The sequence below is a fragment of the Paenibacillus lacisediminis genome (assembly GCF_046567315.2).
On record NZ_JBKIAX020000015.1, the window covers coordinates 30061 to 54752 of the forward strand.

The following is a 24692-nucleotide window of genomic DNA, read 5'->3' on the forward strand; positions in this document are numbered from 1 at the left end:
CTCTGACTTCTACTTTGGACGCTGCTCTAAGGGACACCAGCGACCTTATCCTCCCATTTCCCGGGTATTTCCCAGCCTAACGGACACAAACGACCCTATTTCACTCAAAACCAGTTCATTCAGGCCGATTTGAGGTAAATAAGAGCATCTGGGTCCGTTACATTTTGCAAACCTCCGTTTTTCCGAAAATAACAGCGCTGGTGTCCCTTAGCCCTCAGATTCCTCTTCTCCTCCCCTCTCTACCTGCGCATCGCCCTCTACCATGCCCGAAACTTTATAAATTCTGGCAAAAAAACAACCGAAACAGATTCCCGTATGGTGATTTCCATACAAAAACCCGTCCCGGCTGTTCTTCTAAAATGCCGACCAATTCCCTGATCAGACGGCGACCGCATGAACAAAATATGTATTTACCTCAATTCACGCCGATCAGGCCGTTCCCTTCGGCTCCACATGCACATGGACATGCATCACGTTTTGGATTCGCCGCATCCGCTCCTCCACGCGGTCGCTGATTTCATGGCTTTCAATAACCGTCAGATGAGGTTCCACTTCAATGACGACGTCTACGAGCACATGATTTCCGTGCACACGGGCTTTTAAGTCCCTAATCCCCTCTACTCCGGGAATTCGTGAGATGGTACTGCGCAGATCGCCCAGTTCTTTTTCATCAAATCCGTCCGTCAAATTGTGCGTGGAATCGCGAAAAATATCCCAGGCCGTCTTGCAAATCAATATGCCGACGGCGATGGCGGCAACGGTATCCAGCCAAGGCAGTCCGAATTGGGCCCCAAAAATGCCGACGGCCGCCCCTACGCTAACCAGAGCGTCGGACAAATTGTCCTTGGCCGCGGCCATCAGCGCCTGATTGTTGATCTGCCTGGCCAACCGGCGGTTGAACCAATAGACGCCGCCCATTGCGGCGGCGCAGACCAAGGCGATCAGAGCCGAGCGTATATCCGGTTCGGTTTGTTTGCCGGCCGCCAGGGCGCGGACCGCGTCGATGATCACTTGAATGCCGGCCATGGCCATAATAAAGGAAGCGACCAGCGCGGCGATCGTTTCGGCCCGGAAATGACCATAAGCGTGATCGGAATCCGGCGGTTTTTGCGAAATTTTCAGCCCGATCAGCACGGCCGCCGACGCCACAATGTCCGTCAAGTTATTAACCCCGTCGGCAAGCAGCGCGCTTGAAGCAAAATAAAAACCGCTGATCAGCTTGAAGGTGGACAACACCAAATAAGCGGTAATGCTGACCCAAGCGCCGCGTTCCCCTTTGCGAATATCTTCATATACATCCACCAAGTACCGCACCTCCAGAACCTCTCCCGAACCAGTCAGGAATAAAAACGTTTTATCATACTATCAAATAAACCCCGTGTGAATCCAGAGAAACAGTGTTGACTGAGGCAAAAGCGCTCCAGGCTCATTATTCCCGTTGTACACACTTTTAAAAACGTATAGAATAGGAACAGCCCCTTTCCTAATTTCGAGGAGATGATCACCGTGAGCGAAAATAATGAACCGCGTAAAATCGACCTGGCCGAAGCGATGCGGCAAAAGCTGGCCCAGAAAAAACAGCAGCAGCATGCCGCGGGTAAGCCGGGAATGAAGGATGGCTTTCAGACCAAAACGCTGAAAAGCCAAAACAACAAAAAGCCCAACAACCAGCGCCGCCGTACGGGCGGCTCGTAGGGTGGTTCGTAAGGCGGCGCTTAGGGCAATTCGCCCGGCAAAAAGTTGCCGCAGCGCATGAAGGCACGGGAGCCCCGTGCCTTTTTTTCGTGCCGCTTCCTGGGGCGGGCTAGAATACCGATGCCGCGATACGGGCTATCCGGGTGCCAGTCTCCCGGCCCAGCGGGCGCGGGCTGCCATGCCATGCCAGGATGCGGCACCTGCGGATAGGCACCCGCGGATGCCGCATTGCGAGCCTTCCGGCTATGGGCTGCCGGCCTTAGTTAGGCCACGCAAACAGCTACCCGGCGCAAAACTTTTGCCGCCCGCCTCGGCCCCGTCCGGATAGCGGACATTTTTGTCGCTATTTTTCAAATCTTCGGCCAATTCCCGGCAATAGAGGACATTTTGGTCCTTATTTTCCTGCTCTCCCCGAGAAAACCTGCCTTTTAACGGGTACGCCCATAAATAACGCCATAAAATACCTTTATTTTGCCCATTCCCATCATCCGTCCGAAATAAGAACCTTTTTTACCGTTATCTCTGCACACACATCTCTGCACACACTCCGCTCCACCAGTAGCCTTCCCCCACTTTCCCCGCAAAACAAAAAAGCCGCACAGGCGTCCGGCAGACTCCCATACGGCTTGATTTCACAACTAATTCTACTACCTTACGCGTTAACCTCTTCCGGATACATCGATTTGCGCAGGTTCTGGATTTCTTCGCTTTCCAGATATTCATCGTACGTCATGACGCGATCAATGATGCCGTTTGGCGTAATCTCGATGATGCGGTTGGCGATCGTCTGGATAAACTGATGGTCATGCGATGTGAACAAAATCGTCCCATCAAAATCGATCAGCCCATTGTTGAGCGCGGTGATCGATTCCAGGTCAAGGTGGTTGGTCGGCTCATCGAACAGCAGCACGTTGGCGCCGTTCAGCATCATTTTTGCCAGCATACAGCGCACCTTTTCGCCCCCGGACAACACGCTCGCCTTCTTCAGCGCTTCTTCGCCGGAGAACAGCATCCGGCCCAGGAAGCCGCGCAGGAACGTTTCGTCCTGATCGTTGGAATATTGACGCAGCCAGTCGACCAGATTGAGCTCCACCCCGTCAAAATACTCGGAGTTGTCCTTCGGGAAATAAGCCTGTGAGGTTGTTACGCCCCAGCTGTATTCCCCGCCGTCCGCTTCCAGCTCGCCCATGAGGACCTGGAACAGCGTCGTTTTCGGCAGACCGTTCGGGCCTACAAAAGCGATCTTGTCGCCTTTGTTCACGACGAAGCTGACGCCCTCCAGCACCTTTTCGCCTTCCACCGTTTTCGTCAGCCCGTCGACCGTCAGCAACTGCTTGCCCGCTTCCCGCTCCGCTTTAAAGTGCAGGAACGGATATTTCCGGTTGGACGGACGGATGTCCTCCAGCGTGATTTTGTCGAGCTGCTTCTTCCGCGAGGTCGCCTGCTTCGATTTCGAAGCGTTGGCGGAAAACCGCTGAATAAACGCCTGCAGCTCCTTGATTTTCTCTTCCTTTTTCTTGTTGGCGTCCCGCTGCAATTGTTGCGCCAACTGGCTCGATTCGTACCAGAAATCGTAGTTGCCGACGTACATCTGGATTTTGCCGAAGTCGATATCCGCGATTTGCGTACACACTTTGTTCAGGAAGTGGCGATCGTGAGATACGACGATGACAGTGCCTTCATAATCCATCAGGAAGTTTTCCAGCCACTGAATCGATTCAAGGTCCAAGTGGTTCGTCGGTTCGTCGAGCAGCAGATTTTGCGGGTTGCCGAACAAAGCCTGGGCAAGCAGCACGCGAACCTTCTCGTTGCCGCTCAGCTCGGCCATCTTCTTGTCGTGCAGCTCGCGCGGGATACCGAGGCCGATCAACATCGCAGCGGCGTCCGGCTCGGCGTCCCAACCGTTCAGCTCGGCGAACTCGCCTTCCAATTCTCCGGCCCGCATGCCGTCCTCTTCGGAGAAATCCGCTTTGGCGTACAAAGCGTCCTTCTCTTTCATAATCGAATAAAGTCTACCGTGGCCCATAATGACCGTCTCCAGCACCGGATACTCGTCATATTCGAAATGGTTCTGCTTGAGCACGGCGAGTCTTTCCCCCGGCGTCATAAACACTTCGCCCTGGTTTGGTTCGATTTCACCGGACAAAATTTTCAGGAACGTCGATTTTCCCGCACCGTTCGCGCCGATCAGGCCATAGCAGTTGCCTGGCGTAAACTTTATATTTACATCTTCGAAAAGTGCCCGTTTTCCGTAGCGGAGCGTTACACCGTTTGTACTGATCATGTTAGGCATTACCATCCTTTATTATTAATCGCACTACTGGCTTTAGATTATATCATAGATTCATGCATAAATTGAACCTTGGCGGCGATTTCCGCCGACCCATCTCCCAAATCTGATGCAGGAAGCTACGCTCGGCTTGTCCTGAACTGCCTGGGAGTCATTCCCGTAAATTTTTTGAATAGCTGCGTATAATAACTTTGGCTGCAAAACTTGAACGTAAAAGCGATTTCCGAGATCGGGCGGTTCGTGTACAGCAGCATATGCTTCGATTCTTCGATCTTTCGGCTGTTGACGTAATGGGTTAAGGACATGCCGGTCTCGCGGCCGAACCGGTCCGATAAATAGCTGGGATTGACGTTTAAATGGGCCGCGATTTGCGGCAGGCTTAGGTCTGCAAAAATATTTTGCCGGATATAATATACCGCCAGGTTGACAAGATGGGAATAGGGCAATTCCTCCCTTTCCCGCCGAACCATCGAAATGAATTGTACCAGCATCTCATATTCGAACTGGACCAGGCGCTCCACATCCCCGATTTTTTCGATGTCCAAAATGATCTTGTCGCTGAGGTGGAAGGCGATTTCCGGATCGACGCCGCCTTTGATGATCGCCCGGGTGAACAACGTGCACGAGGCGATGAGCGCATTTTTTTTCGAGCGAAGCGGATATACGGCCAGCACGGCGGCCTCCAGCTCGTTGATTTTGCGCAGCGCATCCTTGGCGCCCTGTTCGTTGCCTGTCCGGATCGCTTCCAGCAGCTCTTCCTCATAATCGACGGGGGGATGCACGAAATTTTCCCGGAGATACTGCATTCGGTCCATATTTTCCTCTCCACCTAAAAATATTGATAAAAATCCAAAATATTTAGTATAACATTACCTTTTTAGATTCTAAAATTCAACCATAACACTTGCCTGAGAGGAGCATAACCTATGACCTGGAAACTCGCCAATTCCGCCTTAACCCAGTCCGAACTGCTCAATTTGGAAAGCGTTTTTGCGCTGGGCAACGGATATTTGGGTGTACGGGGCAATTTTGAGGAAACTTACGGCCCGGAAAAGACCAGCATACGCGGCACTTATTTGAACGCTTTTCACGACGTGATCGAAATTCCCTACGGCGAAAAACTGTTTGCCTTTCCGGACACACAGCAAAAGCTGGTGAACAACATCGACGCGCAGACGGTGCTGCTCTATTTCGACGACGACAAGACCCCGTTCCGGCTCGATCATGGGACGATTACCGGATTCGAGCGGACCTTGCATATGGACAAAGGGTATGCCGAGCGGGTCGTTCAGTGGAGATCCCCACAAGGAAAAGAAGTCCGTTTGACGTTCCGGCGTCTCGTGTCTTTTACGCGCCGTGAATTGTTTGCGATTCATATCGCCATTGAGCCCGTCAATTTCACCGGCAACCTGAAAATTGTCTCCACCGTAAACGGCAAGGTCGAAAATTACACCAATCCGAACGATCCCCGGGTCGGTGCAGGACATGCCAAGCGGATGACGATCGCGGATGCCGGAGTTCAAGGCGAATACGGTTACGTCGTTGACGAAACGATGGTGTCCAAAATGAAAGCCGCCTGCGTTACGCGCCATCGGCTGAATGGCGAAGCCTCCGTAATGCTTGAAGCCGGCAGCGGCGAGAACGGCGGTGAAGTGACGTATACGGCCGTTTTACCCCTGACCGGGCCGGTGTATTTTACGAAATACAACGTATATACCGACAGTTTACGCCATGGCGACGGTTTCCTGAATCGGGCGCTGCAGCTGCACGAGACGCTGTCGGGGCTGTCCTTTGATGATTTGCTGGCCGAGCAGGCCGAATATATGGAAAACTACTGGAAATCGGCGGATTGCGTGATTCAGAACGACGATAAGCTGCAGGAAGGCATCCGCTTCAACCTGTACCAGCTATTGCAATCGGCCGGCCGCGACGAGCACAGCAACATATCCGCCAAAGGCCTTAGCGGCGAAGGTTACGAAGGCCATTACTTCTGGGATACGGAAATCTACATGTTCCCAGTGTTTTTGCTGACCCGGCCGGACATCGCCCGCCAACTGCTGCTGTACCGTTACTCTAAGCTGGACGACGCCAGAGCGAGAGCGCGGCAAATGGGGCACAAGCAGGGGGCTCTGTTCCCATGGCGGACCATTGCCGGGACGGAATGCTCCTCCTTTTTCCCGTCGGGCACGGCACAGTATCATATCAGCGCGGATATCGCCTACAGCTACATTCAATATTATCTCGCCGCGCAGGATAAAGATTTTCTTGCGAAATACGGGGCCGAGATGCTGATCGAAACCGCCCGCTTGTGGGCCGGCATCGGCCATTATTACGATGGCGCTTTCCATATCGATGAAGTGACCGGCCCGGACGAGTACACCTGCTGCGTCAACAACAACTATTACACAAACGTCATGGCCAAGCATAATTTGAAGTGGGCCGCCAAGAGCTGCGCCATTTTGCGAGACTACGATCCGGCTGCCTACCGCGCGCTTTGCGAACGCCTCGGAGTGACGGAGGCGGAAATCGCCGCTTGGGACAAAGCCGCCGCAGCGATGCTGCTGCCATATGACGCTAGCTTGGGCATTAACCCGCAGGACGACACCTTCCTGCGCAAAGCGGTGTGGGATTTCGAAAACACACCGAAGGAAAACTATCCGCTGCTGCTGCACTACCACCCGCTGACGATTTACCGTTATCAGGTGTGCAAGCAGGCCGATACCGTGCTTGCGCATTTTTTGCTGGAGGACGAGCAGGATTTTGCAACGATCCGCCGTTCTTACGATTACTATGAAAAAATTACGACCCATGATTCGTCCTTGTCTTCCTGCATTTTCAGCATCATGGCGTGCAAAACCGGCAATATGGAAAAAGCGTACGAGTACTTTATCGAAACCGCGCGGCTCGATCTCGACAATACGCACGGCAATACGAAGGACGGCCTGCACCTGGCCAACATGGGCGGAACATGGATGTCCATCGTGTACGGCTTTGCCGGCATGCGCCTGAAGGAATTCGGCCTTTCGCTGACCCCGGCGATTCCGAAGGACTGGGAGCAATATGCTTTCCGCCTGACGTTCCGCGGCCGTCTGATTGACGTGCGCATCGGCCAAAAGAGCGTCGTCCTCGAGCTCGCCGAAGGCGACGCGATCGGCCTCAAGCTGTACGAAGAAGAAGTGTCGCTGCAGCCGGGCGGTGCGGTTACCCGGGAGTTGCGGGGGTAGGGTAGCTTGCAAGGATCAACCTGAAGGAGAAAGGGCGGCCCGTTCGCATACGAAGCGAGCAGGGCCGCTTCTTGCGCAGATGAACCAGACTTAGAAGGCGGTTATTTGGGGCCTGGACGGCGTCATTACGATTTACGACGGAGATAGCGGTAATTTTGGGCGCTATTTAGCATATTTTGCCCCTCTCCGGCGGAATAGAGGCATTTTTGGTTCCTATTTTCCACCAATCATGGAAAAATGCACTTTCAGGCTTTCGCCTGCCATAAATAACGGTAAAAAATTCCGTTATTTGTGCCGAGCCCTCTTCCCTGGCAAAATAACGACCTTTTGTACCGCTATCTTCGCGCCCCATGCCCCCCCAAGACAAGCAGCAAACCCACCGCAGGCATTTCGCCTGTCCGGTGGGTTTCATTTTGCGCTGCAGCCGGCAGCGCGATTTCCCTCATGACTCCGGCAGCCGCAGCGTTTCGCCATGGTGCAGAACCCGCACCGTCTCCGTGGGAATGCCGCGGCGTTTGCGGTCCGCCTCCAGGCGGTCGAGCGCTTCCCGCGCCGTATCGTCGGCGAGGCGAAACGTGCCGTAATGCATCGGGACCATCAGCTTGCCCTTACAGTCGACGAATGCCTGCAGCGCCTCCTCCGGCGTGGTGTGCTGGCTCGTCATGAACCATTCCGGCTCGTACGCCCCGATCGGCAGCAGCGCCACATCGATATCGAACCGCTCGCCGATCTCCCGGAAACCGCGGAAATACCCGCTGTCCCCGGCAAAATAAATGACCTGCGGCTTTGAGCCGCCTTGTTCCTGGCCGCCTTGTTCGGGCGCCGCCGGCTCCAGAATAAAGCCGCCCCAATGCGACGTGTTCGTATCAAACGGGGTGCGCCGGGTCCAATGCTGGGTCGGCACAAACGTGATTTTCGCGTCCCCCACTTGCAGGTCTTCCCACCAGCTCATCTCCCGCGTCCGCGCAAAGCCTTTGCGGATCATTTTGGCCCCGAGGCCAACCGGCACGAGCAGCTGCGTACCGCTCCCGTACAAACGCCGAATCGAGGCGATATGCATATGATCATAATGGGAGTGCGAAACGAGAATGACGTCGACGTCCGGGACATCTTCGATCGGGATTCCCGGCTTGGTCAGCCGCCGCGTCAATCCCATGCGCCAAGCCCATACCGGATCGGTTACGATATTAAGTCCGCGGTACTGAATGAGAAAAGTGGAATGTCCGATCCAGGTTACCGTACTGTCCCGCCGGTTTTGCCGCAAATAATCGAGGTCCGGCGGCGAATGGGGTATAACGTAGGAATAGTCCTTTTTTTTGCTGCGGCGCTCTTCCCGCCATTGCTTGAACTGCTTCAACGTTTTGTCTGTGGTTACGTTATCGAGATTGTTGTAGCGCGTTCTCGGCATGGATCCAGGTGCTCCTCTCCGATTTCTTTCTTTCCATTCTAAAACAATCCCGGCGGCAAGCCAAATTCGCCAAGTCCGGTTGCTGGAATAATATATGTCATGTACTAAGATTATTGTGTCGCTAGGGTACCTTTTTATTCCTTTGCCTAGATGGACAGCCAAGGCGATGGTCTATAGCGGCGGACGAAAAGCTTGGGCAAACGGAAACGTTGATGTACAATAGACGGGAAAGGAGATGTGAAACTTTTATGAAAATTGTATTTATCGAACCGACGCCCAGCCCCAATACGATGAAGCTGCATTTGGACGAAAGCCTGGAGCCGGGGATTCGAAAAACATATACGCCCGACAATGAACGCTCCGCTCCTGCCTGGATCCGCAATCTGCTTGGCATTCCCGGAGTGAAAAGCGTGTTCCATACCCTCGATTTCGTCGCCTTGGACCGGAAAGGCAGCGCCGACTGGGCCGCCATCTTGTCCGAGGTGCAACAGCAATTCGGCCAGGAAGGCGTTGAATCCGCCTGGAGCCCGGATAGCGACGAGGCGGCCGCCTATGGGGAAGCGCAGGTATTCGTGCAGTTTTTCCGCGGCATTCCGATGCAAATCCGGGTCAAGGCGGGAAGCAAGGAAGAGCGCATCTCCCTGTCCGCGCGGTTCGTCAACGCGGTTACGGAGGTGGCCAGCGCCACGCTGATCAAGGAGCGCAAGCTGACCGATTACGGCGTGCGCTACGGGGAGCTCGCGGAGATCGCCCGTGAGGTTGAGCAGGAGCTGGAAGCGGCGTATCCGCCCGAGCGGCTTGCGGGGATTGTCGCCCAGGCGATCGCCCACGGCCGCAGCGAGACGGAGTTCGTCGAGCAGCGGCGCGAGCTGAGCCTGGACGAGATCCGCGAGCGGCTCACGGACAGCGACTGGCGCATCCGCTACGCCGCGCTGGAGGCGCTGCAGCAGCCGGGCCCCGAGGCGCTGCCGCTGTTGGCCCAGGCGCTGGGCGACTCGCAGATGCAGCTCCGCCGGCTCGCCGTCGTCTACCTCGGCGACGTGCGGACGCCGGAGGCGATGGAGCTGCTGTACGAAGCGCTGCGCGACTCCTCCGCCGCCGTGCGGCGCACCGCCGGCGACACGCTGTCCGACATCGGCGATCCCGCAGCCACGGGGCCGATGATCGCGGCGCTGCGGGACAGCAGTAAGCTGGTCCGCTGGCGGGCCGCCCGCTTCCTGTACGAGGTCGGAACCGACGATGCGCTGGAGGCGCTGCGGGCAGCGGCAGACGATCCCGAGTTCGAGGTCGGCCTGCAGGCGAGAATGGCCGTGGAGCGGATCGAATCGGGCGAACAGGCCGCCGGCACGGTCTGGCAGCAAATGGCGAACCGGGATCGCGGCGAAGCCCGAAATTAAAAAATTCACCGAATGTTCGCTGCGGCGGGGCAGATTGTCTATATTTTGGCATTGCCCGTCTGTCCGCCCTTGTTCTATACTAATAAAATGTGTTCAAGTGCAAAGTGAATAAATAACCTCATCATTACGGTGAGGTAGAGGTCGCGATTGTGAAGAGTACACCGGAGGAGGCGCTTAGAAGCCGCCAGGGAATCCGGTTGGAAAGGCACCGTCGCCGAAGCTTATACGCCGGCTTCTAAGGCTGTAGGCTGGGGCTGTTGCCGAAAGGGACAGAACTGTCACGAGGGTTCCCGTCACCCGGGGAATTTCGTGTTGAGCTATCTTCATGGTATGGTGGGATACACGGTATATACAGGCCGCGGAATCCTTTCCGCGGCCCTTTTTTGCTCGCTCCAAGCCTCGGCCTTTACCTGAATGCAGCTTCGGCCCCGTGCCGAAGGAAAATAAGGATACCGAAGGAGTGTTTTTCTCATGAGTCATAAAAAAACAGAGACGGGCGGCCGGCTGAAACCGGGGTTAAAAGCCCGCCACATGACGATGATCGCCCTGGGCGGTTCGATCGGGACAGGGTTGTTCCTGGCCTCGGGCGGCGCCATCGCATCCGCTGGTCCGGGCGGGGCGCTGCTCGCCTACGCGGCGGTCGGGATCATGGTCTATTTTCTGATGACCAGCTTGGGTGAGCTGGCGACGTATATGCCGGACTCCGGCTCTTTTGAAACCTACGCCTCCCGTTTCGTCGATCCTTCACTGGGCTTCGCGATGGGCTGGAATTTCTGGTACAACTGGGCGATTACGATCGCGGCCGAACTGTCGGCCGCCACGCTCATTATCAAATACTGGTTCCCGAACAGCCCTTCCTTCCTGTGGAGCGTGCTGTTCTTAGCCTTGATCCTCGGGCTCAACATTTTGTCGGTCAAAGGCTACGGGGAATCGGAATATTGGTTTGCCACGATCAAAATCACCGTCGTCATCATCTTCCTGGTCGTCGGCGTGCTGATGATCTTCGGAATCATGGGCGGTCAAGCGGTCGGCTTCACCAACTTCACTATCGGCGATGCGCCGTTTAGCGGCGGATTTTTCGCCTTCCTCGGCGTATTTATGGCGGCCGGCTTCTCGTTCCAAGGCACGGAAATGGTCGGTGTCGCCGCCGGGGAAAGCGACAACCCGCGCGAGCATGTGCCGCGGGCGATCCGGCAGGTCTTTTGGCGGATTCTGATTTTTTACATTCTGGCCATTCTCGTCATCGGTTTGCTGATCCCCTATACGAATCCGAATTTGCTCAAAAGCGGTCTGGAAAGCATCGGCGTCAGCCCCTTCACCCTGGTGTTCGAAAAAGCCGGTCTCGCCTTTGCGGCTTCGGTCATGAACGCGGTCATTTTGTCTTCCGTGCTGTCGGCCGGCAACTCCGGGATGTACGCCTCTTCGCGGGTGCTTTATTCCCTGGCCCTGCGCGGCAAGGCGCCGAAATTCCTCGGCAGATTGAACCGGCGCGGCATCCCGATGAACGCCCTGTTCGTCACGACGCTCGTCGGTATGCTGGCTTTCTTGGCTTCGCTGTTCGGCGACGGGGTCGTCTACAACTGGCTGCTGAACGCTTCAGGCATGTGCGGATTCATCACCTGGCTTGGTATCGCCATCAGCCATTACCGGTTCCGCCGGGCCTACGTGGCCCAAGGCCGCGACTTGAACGATCTGCCGTATAAAGCGCGCTGGTTCCCGTTTGGCCCGATATTCGCCTTCATCCTTTGCTTTATCGTTATTCTCGGGCAAAACCTGTCCGCCTTCACGGGCGAAACGATCGATTGGTACGGCGTCGTTGTTTCCTATATCAGCGTGCCGTTGTTCCTCCTCGTGTGGCTCGGGTACAAATGGACGCAAAAGTCCAAGCTGATCCCGCTGGACAAATGCGATCTCGAAATACCGGATCAACGTTAACGCCTCACCAAAAAAACCGGCTTCATGGAAGAATTCTTTCTCCCGTGAAGCCGGTTTTGCATATTAGACGCTATTTCTCCCAAGAGATTTCAACCTTCAAATCATTTGTGCCTTCAAGCGGTTCCTCGTTATACTTGATGTTTTGAAGATTTAGGGTATAAAGCTCTCTGAGATGGCGGAGCAAGCTCTGCTGCGAACCGCCGTATCTGATGGTGACCGAAGACCGATTGTCGTTCAGGGCTTCGACGACCTTGCTGCGGATCCCTTCTCTGCTCGTCACAAGCGCGCCATCATCAAACAAATCGTATCCCAGCGTTTTATATAATTCCTTATAGTATCCGGTGTTCCCTCCACCTGCGGTAATCAGCGAGCCTAACACGTCCCGGTAAGCGGTCGCGGCAGCCGGATAACTAAGCGTCCAGCTGTGGTCTTTCCGAATCTGCTCGTCCGTCAGCAAAAAATAAGTATAACGCACGCGGTCGCCCCCGTCCGGCACCGGATCATCCCAAGTCGTGTCAAGATGATACCATTTGCCGTCGAGCAGCACCAGATTCCAGGCATGCGCGGTATTGTTCACTTTTCCTTCGATAATTAAATTATCAATCCCCGCGTCCTGCAGCATCTGATAAGTCATCAGCGCATAACCCTGGCAGACGGCTTCGCGGGTTATCAAACCTTCGTAGGCCGTAAACTTCTGCAAATCCTGGTCGTATTTCAAATACCGCACCACATAGTCATGAATCGCCTTGATTTTTTGGTGATCGTTCATTTCCGGTTGAATGATTTCCGCCACGATATTCTTTATTTTCGCGAAAACATAGTTCGATTGCTCCAACGTCTCCCGGTATTGAAATTTAACCGAAACCGTGGCGAACTCCGACGTTCCTTCCCATTCGTAGGAATAGCGGTTCACCACGTATTTCGTATAGGGATCCTGGTCCAAAGCTTGGTTCATGGCCGTGCTCATCAGGCTTTCCAGCTTTGCCGTACTCCCTTTATATAACAGTTTGATTTGCGGCTGGCGGGCTTTGAGCCCTGCCGCCAATTTGTCTTGTATGTCCTCGGCCGATGTTACGCTGGATGCCGCAGGCGTAGCGTAAGCTATTGTGGTTTTCCATTCGCCCGATGCCGTGCCGAACAATAATGAACCGGCAATTCCCGCTGCAGCAAATTTTCTCATGGATGTCCATTCCACAACCAACAGCTCCTTCTCCAAACCTGGCTTGTTGTCGGTGCATCAAACCCTGATAGCTTTTTCCAGCATCACGCAATTATTGTACCATAGCTTCCGATAAAAAAGTTTACTAGTTTTGTCGAACCCTCGTCCCTGGGGGTGTTCTCCGGGAAGTCGCAATATCGCCTCAATTTTGCCGCTTTCACACATTACAATTTTTGAAAAATATAAGTATAATAAAAAACATAGCATTTTGTGATATACATCATAGCGAAAAAATGATAAATCGTTTATATGGAGATGCGTTTACTCATGACCATCGTGGATACTTCCGATATTTCCGTTGAAATGTTTGTTGCCGTCATGTTTTTCTTGCTGCTGATCGCCCCTTTGGTGAGCCTGGGGGTGATGCGGTTGTTCCAGGGCCGGAAAAAGGCCGGATTCACCCTCATCGGCTGCGGAGTGGCCGGTTATCTGATCTTTCAGTTGATCTCCGGGTGGTTGAATTGATTTTGGATGGGACAAAAAAAGAGCATCGTCCTTATTGGCCGTTCAGGCTCCAAGGGCGGTGCTCTTTTTGATTTCGGCTGAACTTACGCCAATTCCGCCAGCGCTTTATCGAACTGCGTTTTGTTCATGCCCAGAATGCGGTGCTCGCCGATCACCGTGACCGGCACGGCGCGCATGCCCATGTCCCAAACTTGCTGCGCGTAATCGTCGTTTTGCTCGATGTTGCGCTCTTCATAAGCGACGCCTTTGTCGCTCAGAAAGCTTTTCACTTGTTTGCAGTGAGGGCAATTGGTGCTGGTGTATACAATCACATTTGCCATGATGATTTCTCCCTTCCGATCCGGAACTGATTTCTTCCGCTTATTTTATTTTGCGGCCGCGGCGACCGTTTCATGCTCAAGGTTTTCGATGTATTTCTCACAGTCGATCGCGGCCATGCAGCCGCTGCCTGCGGCGGTGATCGCCTGGCGGTAGCGGTTATCCTGCACGTCGCCGCAAGCGAATACGCCCGGTACGTTCGTTTCCGACGTACCCGGTTTAACCACGATATAACCGTTCGCGTCCGTGTCGATTTGTCCGCCCAGGAATGCCGTGTTCGGCTGATGGCCGATCGCGACGAACACCCCGCTCGCGCCAATGATTTCTTCTTCGCCGGTCGCGTTGTTGCGCACCTTCAGGCCGGTTACGCCGTTTTCGCCGGCGATGACTTCCAGCGGCGTACGGTTCAGCGCCATTTCGATCTTTTCGTTCGCGCGGGCGCGATCCTGCATGATCTTCGAACCGCGCAGCTCATCGCGGCGATGAACGAGCGTCACCTTCGACGCGAAACGGGTCAGGAAGCCTGCTTCCTCCAGTGCGGAGTCACCGCCGCCAATGACGATGATTTCCTTGCCGCGGAAGAAAAATCCGTCGCAAGTCGCGCAGGTGCTTACGCCGCGTCCGACATTGTCCTGCTCGCCGGGGATTCCCAAATATTTGGCCGTTGCGCCGGTCGACAAAACGAGCGTTTCGGTAACGAGTTCGCCGATCCCTTCCACTTGCAGCTTGAACGGACGTTTGCTCATATCAACGCTGTTAACCCAACCTGTGCGGAACTCCGCGCCGAAACGCTCGGCCTGCTTGCGCATGTTGTCCATCAATTCCGGGCCCATGATTCCTTCCGGAAAACCCGGGAAATTTTCCACTTCCGTTGTCGTCGTCAGCTGTCCGCCCGGCTGCGGTCCCTCGATGATCAGCGGGTTCAAGTTGGCGCGGGCCAGATAAATGGCCGCCGTAAGTCCGGCCGGACCGGTACCGATAATAATCGATTTATACATAATGGCATCCTCCTAAAAGTGACCGTTTTTTCTATCAAGATGGTAAATCTATGATCTACTTCAATTATGTTAAAACGACAGCATGGTGTCAACAAGCGTACCGGAACGGTTCGGTGAAATTTAAATGAAGGAATGATGAAGAACTATCGGAGCAGCCGCAGCCCGTTCAGAATAACGAGCAGCGTGCTGCCCTCATGCCCCACGACGCCAAGCGGCAGGGGGATGCCGTGCAGAAAATTGCTCGCGATCAGCAGCAGGATCACCGCCCCGGCAAAAACAAGATTTTGCTTGACGATTCTCCGGGCCCGGCGGGCGAGCGATATCGCCTCGGCGACCCGATCCAGACTGTCGTTCATCAGCACGACGTCGGCAACCTCCAGCGCCGCGGCGCTTCCGCCGCCGCCCATGGCCACCCCGACCGTCGCCGCGGCCAGCGCTGGCGCGTCATTGACGCCGTCGCCGACCATGACGACGCTGCCGTAACGGCTGCGCAGCGCCTTCACATGCTCCACCTTGTCCTGGGGCAGCAGGTCCCCGTACACAAGATCGATCCCCGCTTCCCTGGCGACCGCGCGGGCCGTACCGCCGCGATCGCCGGTCAGCATTGCGGTGGCGATCCCCTGCCGGTGCAGGCGGTCGATCGCCGCCTTGGCTTGAGGGCGGATCCGGTCCCGCAATGCGATCAGCCCGGCATAGTCTTCGCAGGCTTGAATCGCAGAAACCGTATGCCCTTCCGCGATCCAGGCCCGCATCCGTTCGGCGAACTCGGGCGGCAGCTTCGGATCGTCTTCATCCGCCTTGCCGACCCTCCATACCTCGCCGCCGATCTTGGCCTCAATGCCCCAGCCGGGCAGCGCCTGCAGTTCATCCGCGCTCTGGATCATCAGTCCCTCTTCCTCGGCTTTGCGCACGATCGCCTCGGCCAGCGGATGCTCGGACAAGCTTTCCGCCGCCGCGCAAGCGGCCAGCACCTGCATCCGGTCATACCCTTCGGCTACGAACAGTTCGGTAACCGCCGGAGTTCCCTCCGTCAACGTGCCGGTCTTGTCGAAGGCGACGACACGCGCGCCGCTGAGCAGGTCCATATAGGCGGCGCCTTTAAACAGCACACCTTTTCTCGCGCTTTTGGACATCGCCGACAGCATCGCCGGCATAACGGAGGAAACGAGCGCGCAAGGCGAGGCCACGACGAGAAACACCATCGCTTTATAGAAAGCCGCCGGCCAGCTCCATCCCAAAATCAGCGGAGCCAGAGCAATCAGCGCTGCGGTCACTGCGAGCACCGTCTTGGCATAAACACCCTCAAGCCGCTTGATGAAGCGCTCCGTTTTCGGCACCTCCCGCTCGGCTTGCTCCACGAGGGCGATGATTTTGGCAAACAGCGTTCCTTCCGCCGGACTGGTCACCTCTACGTACAGCGCCCCTTCACCGTTAATCGTTCCGGCAAATACGTTGTCTCCGCCGCGTTTATCCACCGGCAGCGACTCCCCCGTAATCGCGGATTGGTTGACGGAAGAACCCCCGCTGCTCACAACTCCATCGGCCGGGATCACCTCTCCGGGTTTTACCAGGACCAAATCCCCGACCAGCAGCGTCTCGGCCGCGACCTCCTTCATCCCGTCCGCATCGATCCGCAGGGCCGTTTCTGGTTTCATCGCGACCAGCGCCGAGATGTCCCTGCGGCTTTGCTCGCCGGCAAACGACTCCAGCGCGCCGCTTAACGCGAAAATGAAGATAAGCATCGCGCCTTCGTTCCAATACCCGATGGATGCCGCTCCAAGCGCGGCGGCGATCATCAGCAAGTTTACGTCCAGATCCCTGTCCTTAAATAAGGTGGCCAGCCCCTCCCGCGCTTTTACGTACCCGCCGACAATATAAGCGGTTATATAAAGAACAATCGACAACAAAGGCAGCCAGCCGTGAAGCCCCCAAGCGGCGCACATCAGCGCTCCGCTTGCGAGAGCCAGCAGCATTTCCCGATGCCGCAGCAGACGAAGCAGTGAAGAACGGCGCCGTCTCCCCGGATCAGGCAAATTGGCCGATGGCTTCGCGGCGGCAGGCAAGGTTTGGTGAACAGCACGCATAAATATTTCCCCCTTCATGTTGGATGTCATCGCTAATTGAGAATGAATACTATTGTTAACCCCCTAAAAATGGCACATGCTGCCCCGGGATCTCCCGGAGCAGCATGCAATTGAGAACGATAATCATTTTTGTATTGGTACAATAATTTTGGGTTAACGAAACTTTACTTTCATTTTAAACTAAATGCTTCAGTATGTAAATGGTATGTTGCATTATTCAGTACAGAATACTATACTAAGATCGTCTAGTGGATAATATCCAGTACTGAATAAAATCTATTTGTTGCATTTTCCAATCCGTATCCTGCCGTGTTAACCGAGGTGTTGCCAATGAATGTACAGTTCAAAAAAGGAGCGCTGGAGCTCTGCGTGCTCGTTCTGATTTCCCAAAAGGACTATTACGGCTATGAGCTTGCGCAGAAAATCAGCGAAAAAATCGAACTGGCGGAAGGAACGCTCTACCCCATCCTGCGCAGGTTGACCAAAGACAACTACCTGACCTGTTATTTGTCCGATTCTTCGGAAGGGCCGCCGCGCAAATACTATTCGATCACCGGGCCGGGGCAGGAGCAGCTTGCCGAGCTTATCGCGCAATGGATGCCATTTGCCAAGGCGGTTGATGACTTTATCGCAGAAGGGACGAGTAGCCATGGGGAGAACTGAATTTATGCGCACCCTGGAAGGGTTGCTGATCGGCATACCTCCGGAGGAGCGCAAAGAAATTTTGTACGATTATGAGGAGCATTTCGAGGCAGGCGCAGCCGCCGGGAAAAGCGAGGAAGAAATCATTAAAAAGCTGGGGACGCCTTCACTGCTGGCCAAAGAACTGCTGCTCGATTACAGTATTTCGGTTGCCGAGAACAAGAAAAGCTTCGCCAATGTGATGCGCGCGGTGCTGCGGGCCGCTGGAATGAGCTTTATCAGTATGCTCGCCGTTGCCTTGCCCGTAGCGATCCTGCTGCTCCTGGCCGCCTCTCTCAGCATCATCGCTGTCGCTATGCTGCTTAGTCCGCTGTTGATTATCATCTCCTTGATCCAGCGCGGATTCGAGTTATTTCTTTTCAACTTGTTCGCAACCATGACGTTGTTTAGCCTGGGGATCCTGCTTGCCGTGGGCCTCAGACAGCTTGCTGGGCGGCTATACGGCGTGATCTTACGGTTGGTCAAAAATAAATCCGGATTTCAGGGGAGCGTTTCGCTATGAAAAAAATCGTCTATTTTGCCATAGGCTTGCTGCTCATCGGGCTGATCGGAACCATCGTCACCTTTCCCAAAGCGGATACACTTAAGGCATATAGCCTTTTTCAGGAAGACAAGGAAACGGCTCGAGAGCAGGGCGGAAGCCAGAACGCTCCGGACCGTGACCGGCAGGAAACGCCGAATGACTTGAACGGCACTGTTACGAGAAAGCTCAAAAGTACTTACTAGGAGTATTGCTCTTTAGGAAACACGATTTCTTTCCGTTCTACAACGACCCCGGTTTGCGGTTCTGAAGTGTGCGGTTCCATCCGTGACCATGACGTGCGCGCCTTCGCCGGGAGCATTTCCGGCAGATCCGCCTCGCTCGCGGGCCGTTTTTCTTTCTTGTGAACATCGTAGTAGAAATAGGCCGGTTCCTTCTCTACCATCCCATAAGTAATGCTGCCGTCCGGCTCGAACCGGTAGGACTTGACGAGCGCGGTGGAGTCATCAAGCCAGCCGGCGATATCGAGCGCGCGGTCGTCCCCCGCATCCGCCTTAATCGATCCCAAAGCGCCCCCGTCTCTGTCGTAGAAATCAATGCGTTGCGGGGCAATGCTTAAATAGTCGATATCGATGTCTTTAATCCGGCTATGCTCCCCCGGAGAAGACTCCATCCAAGCGATCGAACCGGACGGATTCCACTTGATTTTTTCGGACGGAACATACTTGTCCTCAGATAGCTTGATTTTCCCGAGCGCAGCGCCTTTTATATCATAGAAAGTCACCTTTCCGCTCTCATCGTCGTGAGCAAACCGTTTAAAATCAGGCGACAGAAACAAGGACGGAGCCCCGGTCGTCGAGTGCGGAATCACCCGGAACAACCGGTCCGGAGCATCATCTTTCCCGCCCTGCAAATCAAACACTCTCACCAAACCCAAGTAGCTCTGCAAAAACACTTTCTTCCGCTCGCCGTCCCAATGGTATTGATAAATATAGTCATAATCCTCCGGCAGCGGCCAAAAATCTTCCCTGATCCGCGTAATTTTCCCCGTCCGCACATTATACTCGGAAAGATGATACTTTCCGCCTTGACCTATGATTTCCGGCTCCAAAAACAGCACCCGCTCCTCATCCTCTTTGACGAGCAGTTGCCCGATAAACGCGTTATACCAGCGGTTGTTCGTGTCCGTGATCCCCTCGCTCCAGACGGTCTTCACCTGGTCTTCGCCCGTTTTATGGGACAGCAGAACTTTGATCACATCATCGTCCCCATAAAATACATTGGCCATCACCAACGTTTGTCCCTCCAGCTCAACCACCGCCCCGTAGTCGATGCTATAATCCGTCAGGCCGGCCGGAACTGCGACAAGTTCTCCCTTCGCATTACGGCTTGCGCTAAATTCTCCTTTTGCCAGCTTAACGCTCTGTGCCGACATCGTTTCCTGTGCTCCACCTTGCTCAGCTCCTTTTACGGGTATTGCCTCTCCCTGATTAGCCGGCAACGACGCATTCCCTGGCACCTGCTGGGACGCGTCCCGCGTTGCGTTTTCTCCCCCGTTAACCGGACGGTTTGCCGGCGAGCAGCTCACCAGCAGCAGTCCGGCGGCAGCCGCAGCCGGGAGCAGCCATTTTATCTTTTTCAAAAAAATAACCTCCTCAAAACGTGTGCAAACAACCTCAAGGATTCATTAAACCCTACGCTGTCTACAATTTAAACGCGGCTGCGCTGCCATTTGTTTCATAATAAGGATGTGGCTCAAACTTCTACTTTTCCCAGCCTAACGGACACACATGACCCTATTTCGCTCTAAACCCCTTCATCCAGGCCGATTTGAGGTAAATAAGTGCATCTGTGTCCTACATTTTGCGGGTATTCGGATTTTATGGTGGAGACAAAATCAAAACATTTCACTTAAAAATCGGAGAATATGGTGGTATTTTTCTAAAGACTTGATTTGTAGCGATATCTTAGTACAATGGTTTTATGACTACTCAAAAAATGATAAACGATGAACTCAGAGTCAAAATATTCAAGGCATTAGCCGATGAAACAAGATTGGACATCATACGAGCTCTATACACCAGCAGGAAGGAGATGAATTGTGGAGAAGTAGGAGACATTCGCGATACTACGAAATCGAATACTTCGTATCACTTGCGTGCTTTAAAGGAGGCGAAATTGATCAAGGTACGAAAAGAAGCCCAAGCGAAGTATATGAGCATCGATTTGGAGACATTTCAAACTTACTTACCTGGATTTCTGGATACATTGTAGAAAGAAATTCTTTTTTTTTTTTCATTAGTTCAATAATCTTTGAACTATAGAACTAACTACAAAGGGTGAATAGAATGATCAAATTAACTGCTTTATTTTTCCTCATCATGTTTGTTATTGGTACGGATACGTTTTTGATTTCTCCGCTCATCCCCACTCTTCAGGACTTGTTTCATATCCCGACCGAATATTCCGGTTGGATGGTGGGGTCTTATGCTTTAGGTTATGCCATTTTTGCACTGATTGCTGGTCCGCTTTCCGATGGATGGGATCGCAAAAAAGTAATGCTTTCCGGCATGATCTGCTTCTCGGTTTCAACCATGTTATGCGGTTTTGCCACAGGTTTTTGGTCGATGTTCTTCTTCCGTTTTTTAGCCGGAGTCAGCGCAGCATTTACGGCGCCTCAAGTCTGGGCCTTGATCCCTACTCTGTTTCCAACGTCAAAAATCGCCAAAGTATCAGGAATCGTCATGGCAGGCTTGGCTGCTTCCCAAGCGTTCGGCATCCCTATTGGAAGTCTGCTTGCCTCAACCCATTGGTATTATCCTTTTTTTACAATCGGTGCATGTGCATTATTGGTAGCAGTATTCATCTTCTATGCTTTGCGCGAAATGAAACCGAATCAAGGCAAAAAAACCAAGACTCCGATTTTCAGTAGATACATCCCACTATTGAATAGCCGAATGGCGAGAAAGGCTTTCCTCGCTCATTTCTTATTTCAATGTGGATTCTTTGCTGCCTTTTCTTTCATTGGAAAATGGGTGACGGATCGCTTTTACCTTTCAATTGATCAAGCGGGGTACGTGATGTTTTTTCTTGGTCTCGGGAATATAGTCGGGAGCTTCGGCGGTGCCTATGTGATCAAAACGTTAAACCGTTTCAATACGCTGGTTGTGGGCTTTCTTGTCTCTATCGCATGTTTTATTGTTTTGCCTCACTTGCCATCAGTTGCGGCTTTCGAAAGTGTTTACTTTTTCATATTCGTTAATATGGGGATCGCTTTTCCCCTAATATTGGGAATGCTGAATTCATTAAATCCAACCATCCGCGGCACGATCTCCAGCTTGGCCAATTCAATCATGTACGCTGCGACAACGCTCGGTTCTTGGGTCGCAGGCCTGATTTACGCGACTTTTAACGGTTTTTCCGCCGTAGGCATGTTTGCGGCTATATGCTTTGCCGGTTCGTTGTTATCTTTCATATTCAGCGGTATTTTGACCAGTCACGCGAAAACAAAGAAGGAGTTTGCATCATAAATGCATAGAAGAAATTCATATGGATATTCTAAATCTTTCAAAATTCAACATCCTAAGTATTAGTGAGAATGAATTTGGTTTTCTAATACAAGTGGTGACGAACTCTCCACCTTTGGCTTGCCCTCATTGTGGATGTATAGCCAAGCTCTACAAACACGATATCAGGGAACAGATCTGTATGGACTTGCCTATTCACGGCAAGCGTGTAGGCCTTCTTATAAAGCGTCAGAGGTATCGCTGTAGAGACTGCAATCGAACCTTTTGGGAACACTTAGACCACACCATAGACGAAAAGCGAAACTGTACCAAACGATTATTGTCTTATATAGAGAAGCAAAGCCTTAAACGCACGTTTGTCAGCATATCCGAGGATGTTGGATTGCATGAAAAAACGATACGTAACATCTTTCGTGATTACATCAATCGTCTTAAAGAAACGCATCGATTTGAAACTCCTAATTGGCTTGGGATTGACGAAATACACATTATTAAGCCAAGATGCGTTTTAACCAACATTGAGGAACGTACTTTGTTAGATGTTTTGCCCAATCGTAACAAGGAAACCGTTGTAGGCTACCTCTCACGCCTTCCAAATAGAGGACAAATACGATATGTCACAATGGATATGTGGCAACCGTATAAGGACGCCGTGAGGGCTATATTGCCAAAAGCTCTTATCATCGTCGATAAGTCTCACGTTGTCCGTATGGCAAACCAAGCGTTAGAAACCATTCGTAAGCAACTCCGAGAAGGATTATCGCCAAAAGAACGCCGCGGGCTGATGCACGACCGTTTTATCCTCCTAAAACGCCATATAGCGCTTACAGAGATGGATAAAATTACGCTTGACCTTTGGACAAAGAATCATCCTTCTCTCGGCACTGCTTATGACTTAAAGGAATCATATTTCGATATTTGGGAATGTGATAGCAGACAGACGGCATTCCTTAAATACAACGAATGGAAAGCTAAAATACCAACTGAACTGCAATCCGCTTTTGAACCACTTACAAAGGCTATGAAGAACTGGGAAGAGGAAATATTTGCCTACTTCGACCATCGCAGTACAAACGCTTATACGGAGTCTCTAAACAGCCTTATTCGAGTCATTAATCGTTTAGGCAGGGGATACTCTTTTGAAGCCCTACGAGCCAAAATACTCTTTACGGAGGGACTTAAAAAGCAACGTAAGCCTAAGTACCAGAGGCGGTTTGATAGCTACGATCTACGGGAGGAAAACTTCCCGATGCTTAATATGCCACCTATTGGAGTTGTTCGTGAGCCAGAAGAAATAATCTTGCTGGGAATCGATTTTTCCACCTTGATCGAGAAATTGGAGAAGGGCCAGCTATAAGCCCTTCTCCACCATAAAATCCGATTTGATATGTCCGATCATCTCTGGCTGGCGGCAATCGCCTGCTCCAGGTCGTACAGGATATCATCGATCGACTCCGTGCCGACGGACAGGCGGACCAGTTCCGGATTGACGCCGGCGGCCAACTGCTCCTCTTCCGAAAGCTGCTGGTGCGTCGTGCTGGCTGGATGAATGATGAGCGATTTCGAATCCCCGACATTGGCCAGGTGTGAGAACAGCTTCACATTTTCGATCAGCTTGCGCCCGGCTTCTACGCCGCCCTTGATGCCGAAGGTGAGGATCGCGCCCTGTCCTTTCGGCAAATATTTTTGCGCCAGCTGGTAAGATTCATGGCTCGGCAGCCCGGCATAGCTGACCCACTCCACCTTGTCGTGGGCTTCCAGATACTGCGCCACCTTCAACGCGTTTTGGCTGTGGCGTTCGACGCGCAAATGCAGCGTTTCCAGCCCCTGCAGCAGCAGCCAGGCGTTAAACGGCGACAGCGGAGCGCCAAGGTCGCGCTGCAATTGGACGCGCGCTTTGATGATGTACGCCAGCGGGCCGACGGCATCCGTGTAGACGATACCGTGATAGCTCGGGTCCGGCTCCGTCAGTCCCGGGAATTTGCCGCTCGCCGACCAGTCGAATTTGCCGCTGTCGACGATGATCCCGCCGATGGATGTGCCGTGCCCGCCGATGAACTTCGTGGCCGAATGCACGACGACGTCCGCGCCAAAATCGATCGGGCGCAGCAGATAAGGGCTCGGGAACGTATTGTCGACGATCAGCGGAATCCCGTGCTCATGGGCGATCGCCGCCACCGCTTCGATATCGAGCACGTCGCCCTTCGGGTTGCCGAGCGTTTCGGCGTAAAGTGCTTTCGTTTTGTCCGTGATGGCCGCGCGGAAATTGTCCGGGTTCGAGGAATCGACGAAGTTGACCTTGATGCCAAGCTTCGGCAGCGTCGTCGAGAACAAATTGAAGGTGCCGCCGTACAGCGTAGTCGATGACACGATCTCATCCCCGGCGCCGGCGATATTCAAAATGGAGAACGTGATCGCCGCCTGACCGGAAGCCGTCGCCAGCGCGCCGGCTCCTCCCTCGAGCGCCGCCACCCGTTTCTCCAACACATCGGTTGTCGGATTCATAATGCGGGAGTAGATGTTTCCGAATTCTTTCAGGCCGAACAAATTGGCGGCATGCTCGGTGTCGCGAAAACCGTAGGAAGTCGTTTGGTACAACGGCACCGCCCGGGAATACGTGGTCGGATCGATTTCCTGCCCGGCATGGATCGCCAGGGTTTCGGGGGCGTATTGACGCTCTTCAGACATGGACAAATTCCTCCTTCAAATCGCTCGATAATGATGAGATGACGATGTTTTTTTCATATTCTCTCACATCTCATGACGTTTGAAAATAGGAAATCCGATAATTTTTATCTGAATTATATATTTTATTTACATCCCCTTGAATTTCCGCACAAAATAGGCATTCTCCAGCAGCGGTTCCCCTTCGGCGAGACCGGGAAACGGGTTCTCAAAAAAGTTCAACCCGGGATAACAAAGTTGAAAATTTCCTAAACGCCTGTGCAA

22 protein-coding genes and 1 riboswitch are annotated in these 24692 nt (G+C 53.3%); of the genes, 11 read left to right on the forward strand and 11 right to left on the reverse strand.

Going from position 1 to position 24692, the window contains the following annotated elements; genetic code table 11:
- Positions 1–429: 429 nt before the first annotated feature.
- Complete coding sequence (locus tag ACLD72_RS23830; RefSeq protein WP_411001856.1) at positions 430–1305, reverse strand: cation diffusion facilitator family transporter; 876 nt, start codon at positions 1303–1305, stop codon at positions 430–432.
- A gap of 201 nt (positions 1306–1506) precedes the next feature.
- Here ACLD72_RS23830 and ACLD72_RS23835 point away from each other — a divergent pair, with 201 nt between their 5' ends.
- The gene (locus ACLD72_RS23835) at positions 1507–1695 is read left to right on the forward strand and encodes a hypothetical protein (protein ID WP_251595370.1); all 189 of its coding nucleotides are present in this window, start codon (positions 1507–1509) and stop codon (positions 1693–1695) included.
- Positions 1696–2347: 652 nt separating this feature from the next.
- On the opposite strand, the gene ACLD72_RS23840 is transcribed toward ACLD72_RS23835, so the two are convergent.
- A complete protein-coding gene (locus tag ACLD72_RS23840) occupies positions 2348–3979 on the reverse strand; it encodes an ABC-F family ATP-binding cassette domain-containing protein (RefSeq protein ID WP_411001945.1) in 1632 nt (543 codons plus the stop codon).
- 125 nt (positions 3980–4104) lie between these two features.
- Positions 4105–4791 (reverse strand): helix-turn-helix domain-containing protein, encoded by a 687-nt coding sequence (locus tag ACLD72_RS23845; RefSeq protein WP_251595431.1) that lies wholly within the window; start codon positions 4789–4791, stop codon positions 4105–4107.
- A 120-nt stretch (positions 4792–4911) separates the two neighbouring features.
- Between ACLD72_RS23845 and ACLD72_RS23850 the strand changes: the two genes are divergently transcribed.
- A complete protein-coding gene (locus ACLD72_RS23850; protein WP_411001857.1) occupies positions 4912–7209 on the forward strand; it encodes a glycoside hydrolase family 65 protein in 2298 nt (765 codons plus the stop codon).
- A 166-nt stretch (positions 7210–7375) separates the two neighbouring features.
- On the opposite strand, the gene ACLD72_RS23855 is transcribed toward ACLD72_RS23850, so the two are convergent.
- Positions 7376–7561, reverse strand: a complete 186-nt coding sequence (locus ACLD72_RS23855; protein WP_411001858.1) for a hypothetical protein — start codon at positions 7559–7561, stop codon at positions 7376–7378.
- A gap of 90 nt (positions 7562–7651) precedes the next feature.
- On the reverse strand, positions 7652–8617 hold the full coding sequence (locus ACLD72_RS23860) for an MBL fold metallo-hydrolase (RefSeq protein WP_411001946.1): 966 nt from the start codon (positions 8615–8617) through the stop codon (positions 7652–7654).
- Positions 8618–8865: 248 nt separating this feature from the next.
- Between ACLD72_RS23860 and ACLD72_RS23865 the strand changes: the two genes are divergently transcribed.
- Both ACLD72_RS23865 and ACLD72_RS23870 read left to right on the forward strand, forming a co-directional pair.
- Positions 8866–10014 carry a virulence factor gene (locus ACLD72_RS23865; RefSeq protein ID WP_411001859.1) on the forward strand — a complete coding sequence of 383 codons (1149 nt, stop codon included), beginning with the start codon at positions 8866–8868 and terminating at the stop codon, positions 10012–10014.
- Positions 10015–10141: 127 nt separating this feature from the next.
- Positions 10142–10342: riboswitch (Lysine riboswitch) on the forward strand.
- A gap of 143 nt (positions 10343–10485) precedes the next feature.
- Positions 10486–11949 carry an amino acid permease gene (locus tag ACLD72_RS23870; RefSeq protein ID WP_411001860.1) on the forward strand — a complete coding sequence of 488 codons (1464 nt, stop codon included), beginning with the start codon at positions 10486–10488 and terminating at the stop codon, positions 11947–11949.
- 70 nt (positions 11950–12019) lie between these two features.
- On the opposite strand, the gene ACLD72_RS23875 is transcribed toward ACLD72_RS23870, so the two are convergent.
- The gene (locus ACLD72_RS23875; RefSeq protein ID WP_458476184.1) at positions 12020–13129 is read right to left on the reverse strand and encodes a transglutaminase domain-containing protein; all 1110 of its coding nucleotides are present in this window, start codon (positions 13127–13129) and stop codon (positions 12020–12022) included.
- A 306-nt stretch (positions 13130–13435) separates the two neighbouring features.
- On the opposite strand from ACLD72_RS23875, the gene ACLD72_RS23880 reads away from it, so the two are divergent.
- Positions 13436–13633: a hypothetical protein gene (locus ACLD72_RS23880; protein ID WP_251595352.1), complete on the forward strand. Its 198-nt coding sequence runs from the start codon at positions 13436–13438 to the stop codon at positions 13631–13633.
- An 83-nt stretch (positions 13634–13716) separates the two neighbouring features.
- On the opposite strand, the gene ACLD72_RS23885 is transcribed toward ACLD72_RS23880, so the two are convergent.
- The 3 genes from ACLD72_RS23885 to ACLD72_RS23895 all read right to left on the reverse strand — a co-directional run bounded on the left by ACLD72_RS23885 (position 13717) and on the right by ACLD72_RS23895 (position 17033).
- Entirely contained in the window at positions 13717–13953 is a 237-nt protein-coding gene (locus tag ACLD72_RS23885; RefSeq protein ID WP_128629946.1) for a glutaredoxin family protein, read from the reverse strand.
- A 45-nt stretch (positions 13954–13998) separates the two neighbouring features.
- Entirely contained in the window at positions 13999–14949 is a 951-nt protein-coding gene (gene trxB, locus ACLD72_RS23890; protein ID WP_411001862.1) for a thioredoxin-disulfide reductase, read from the reverse strand.
- Between the two features lie 143 nt (positions 14950–15092).
- Positions 15093–17033, reverse strand: a complete 1941-nt coding sequence (locus tag ACLD72_RS23895) for a heavy metal translocating P-type ATPase (protein WP_411001863.1) — start codon at positions 17031–17033, stop codon at positions 15093–15095.
- A 330-nt stretch (positions 17034–17363) separates the two neighbouring features.
- On the opposite strand from ACLD72_RS23895, the gene ACLD72_RS23900 reads away from it, so the two are divergent.
- The 3 genes from ACLD72_RS23900 to ACLD72_RS23910 are packed head-to-tail and all read left to right on the forward strand — an operon-like array spanning position 17364 to position 18461.
- Positions 17364–17696, forward strand: coding sequence for a PadR family transcriptional regulator (locus tag ACLD72_RS23900; protein ID WP_411001864.1), 333 nt, complete (start codon positions 17364–17366; stop codon positions 17694–17696).
- Positions 17683–18237 (forward strand): HAAS signaling domain-containing protein, encoded by a 555-nt coding sequence (locus tag ACLD72_RS23905; protein WP_458476185.1) that lies wholly within the window; start codon positions 17683–17685, stop codon positions 18235–18237. Before ACLD72_RS23900 ends, ACLD72_RS23905 begins: the two co-directional genes overlap by 14 nt.
- Entirely contained in the window at positions 18234–18461 is a 228-nt protein-coding gene (locus tag ACLD72_RS23910) for a hypothetical protein (RefSeq protein ID WP_411001866.1), read from the forward strand. Before ACLD72_RS23905 ends, ACLD72_RS23910 begins: the two co-directional genes overlap by 4 nt.
- Here the strand turns inward: ACLD72_RS23910 and ACLD72_RS23915 are convergent.
- Entirely contained in the window at positions 18458–19858 is a 1401-nt protein-coding gene (locus ACLD72_RS23915) for a hypothetical protein (protein ID WP_411001867.1), read from the reverse strand. The genes ACLD72_RS23910 and ACLD72_RS23915 overlap by 4 nt on opposite strands.
- 356 nt (positions 19859–20214) lie before the next feature.
- Between ACLD72_RS23915 and ACLD72_RS23920 the strand changes: the two genes are divergently transcribed.
- The 3 genes from ACLD72_RS23920 to ACLD72_RS23930 all read left to right on the forward strand — a co-directional run bounded on the left by ACLD72_RS23920 (position 20215) and on the right by ACLD72_RS23930 (position 23100).
- A complete protein-coding gene (locus ACLD72_RS23920) occupies positions 20215–20490 on the forward strand; it encodes an ArsR/SmtB family transcription factor (RefSeq protein ID WP_411001868.1) in 276 nt (91 codons plus the stop codon).
- A 74-nt stretch (positions 20491–20564) separates the two neighbouring features.
- A complete protein-coding gene (locus tag ACLD72_RS23925; protein ID WP_411001869.1) occupies positions 20565–21746 on the forward strand; it encodes an MFS transporter in 1182 nt (393 codons plus the stop codon).
- A gap of 19 nt (positions 21747–21765) precedes the next feature.
- Positions 21766–23100 (forward strand): ISL3 family transposase, encoded by a 1335-nt coding sequence (locus ACLD72_RS23930; protein ID WP_411001870.1) that lies wholly within the window; start codon positions 21766–21768, stop codon positions 23098–23100.
- Between the two features lie 38 nt (positions 23101–23138).
- On the opposite strand, the gene ACLD72_RS23935 is transcribed toward ACLD72_RS23930, so the two are convergent.
- Entirely contained in the window at positions 23139–24431 is a 1293-nt protein-coding gene (locus ACLD72_RS23935; protein WP_251595335.1) for a homocysteine synthase, read from the reverse strand.
- Positions 24432–24692: the final 261 nt, after the last annotated feature.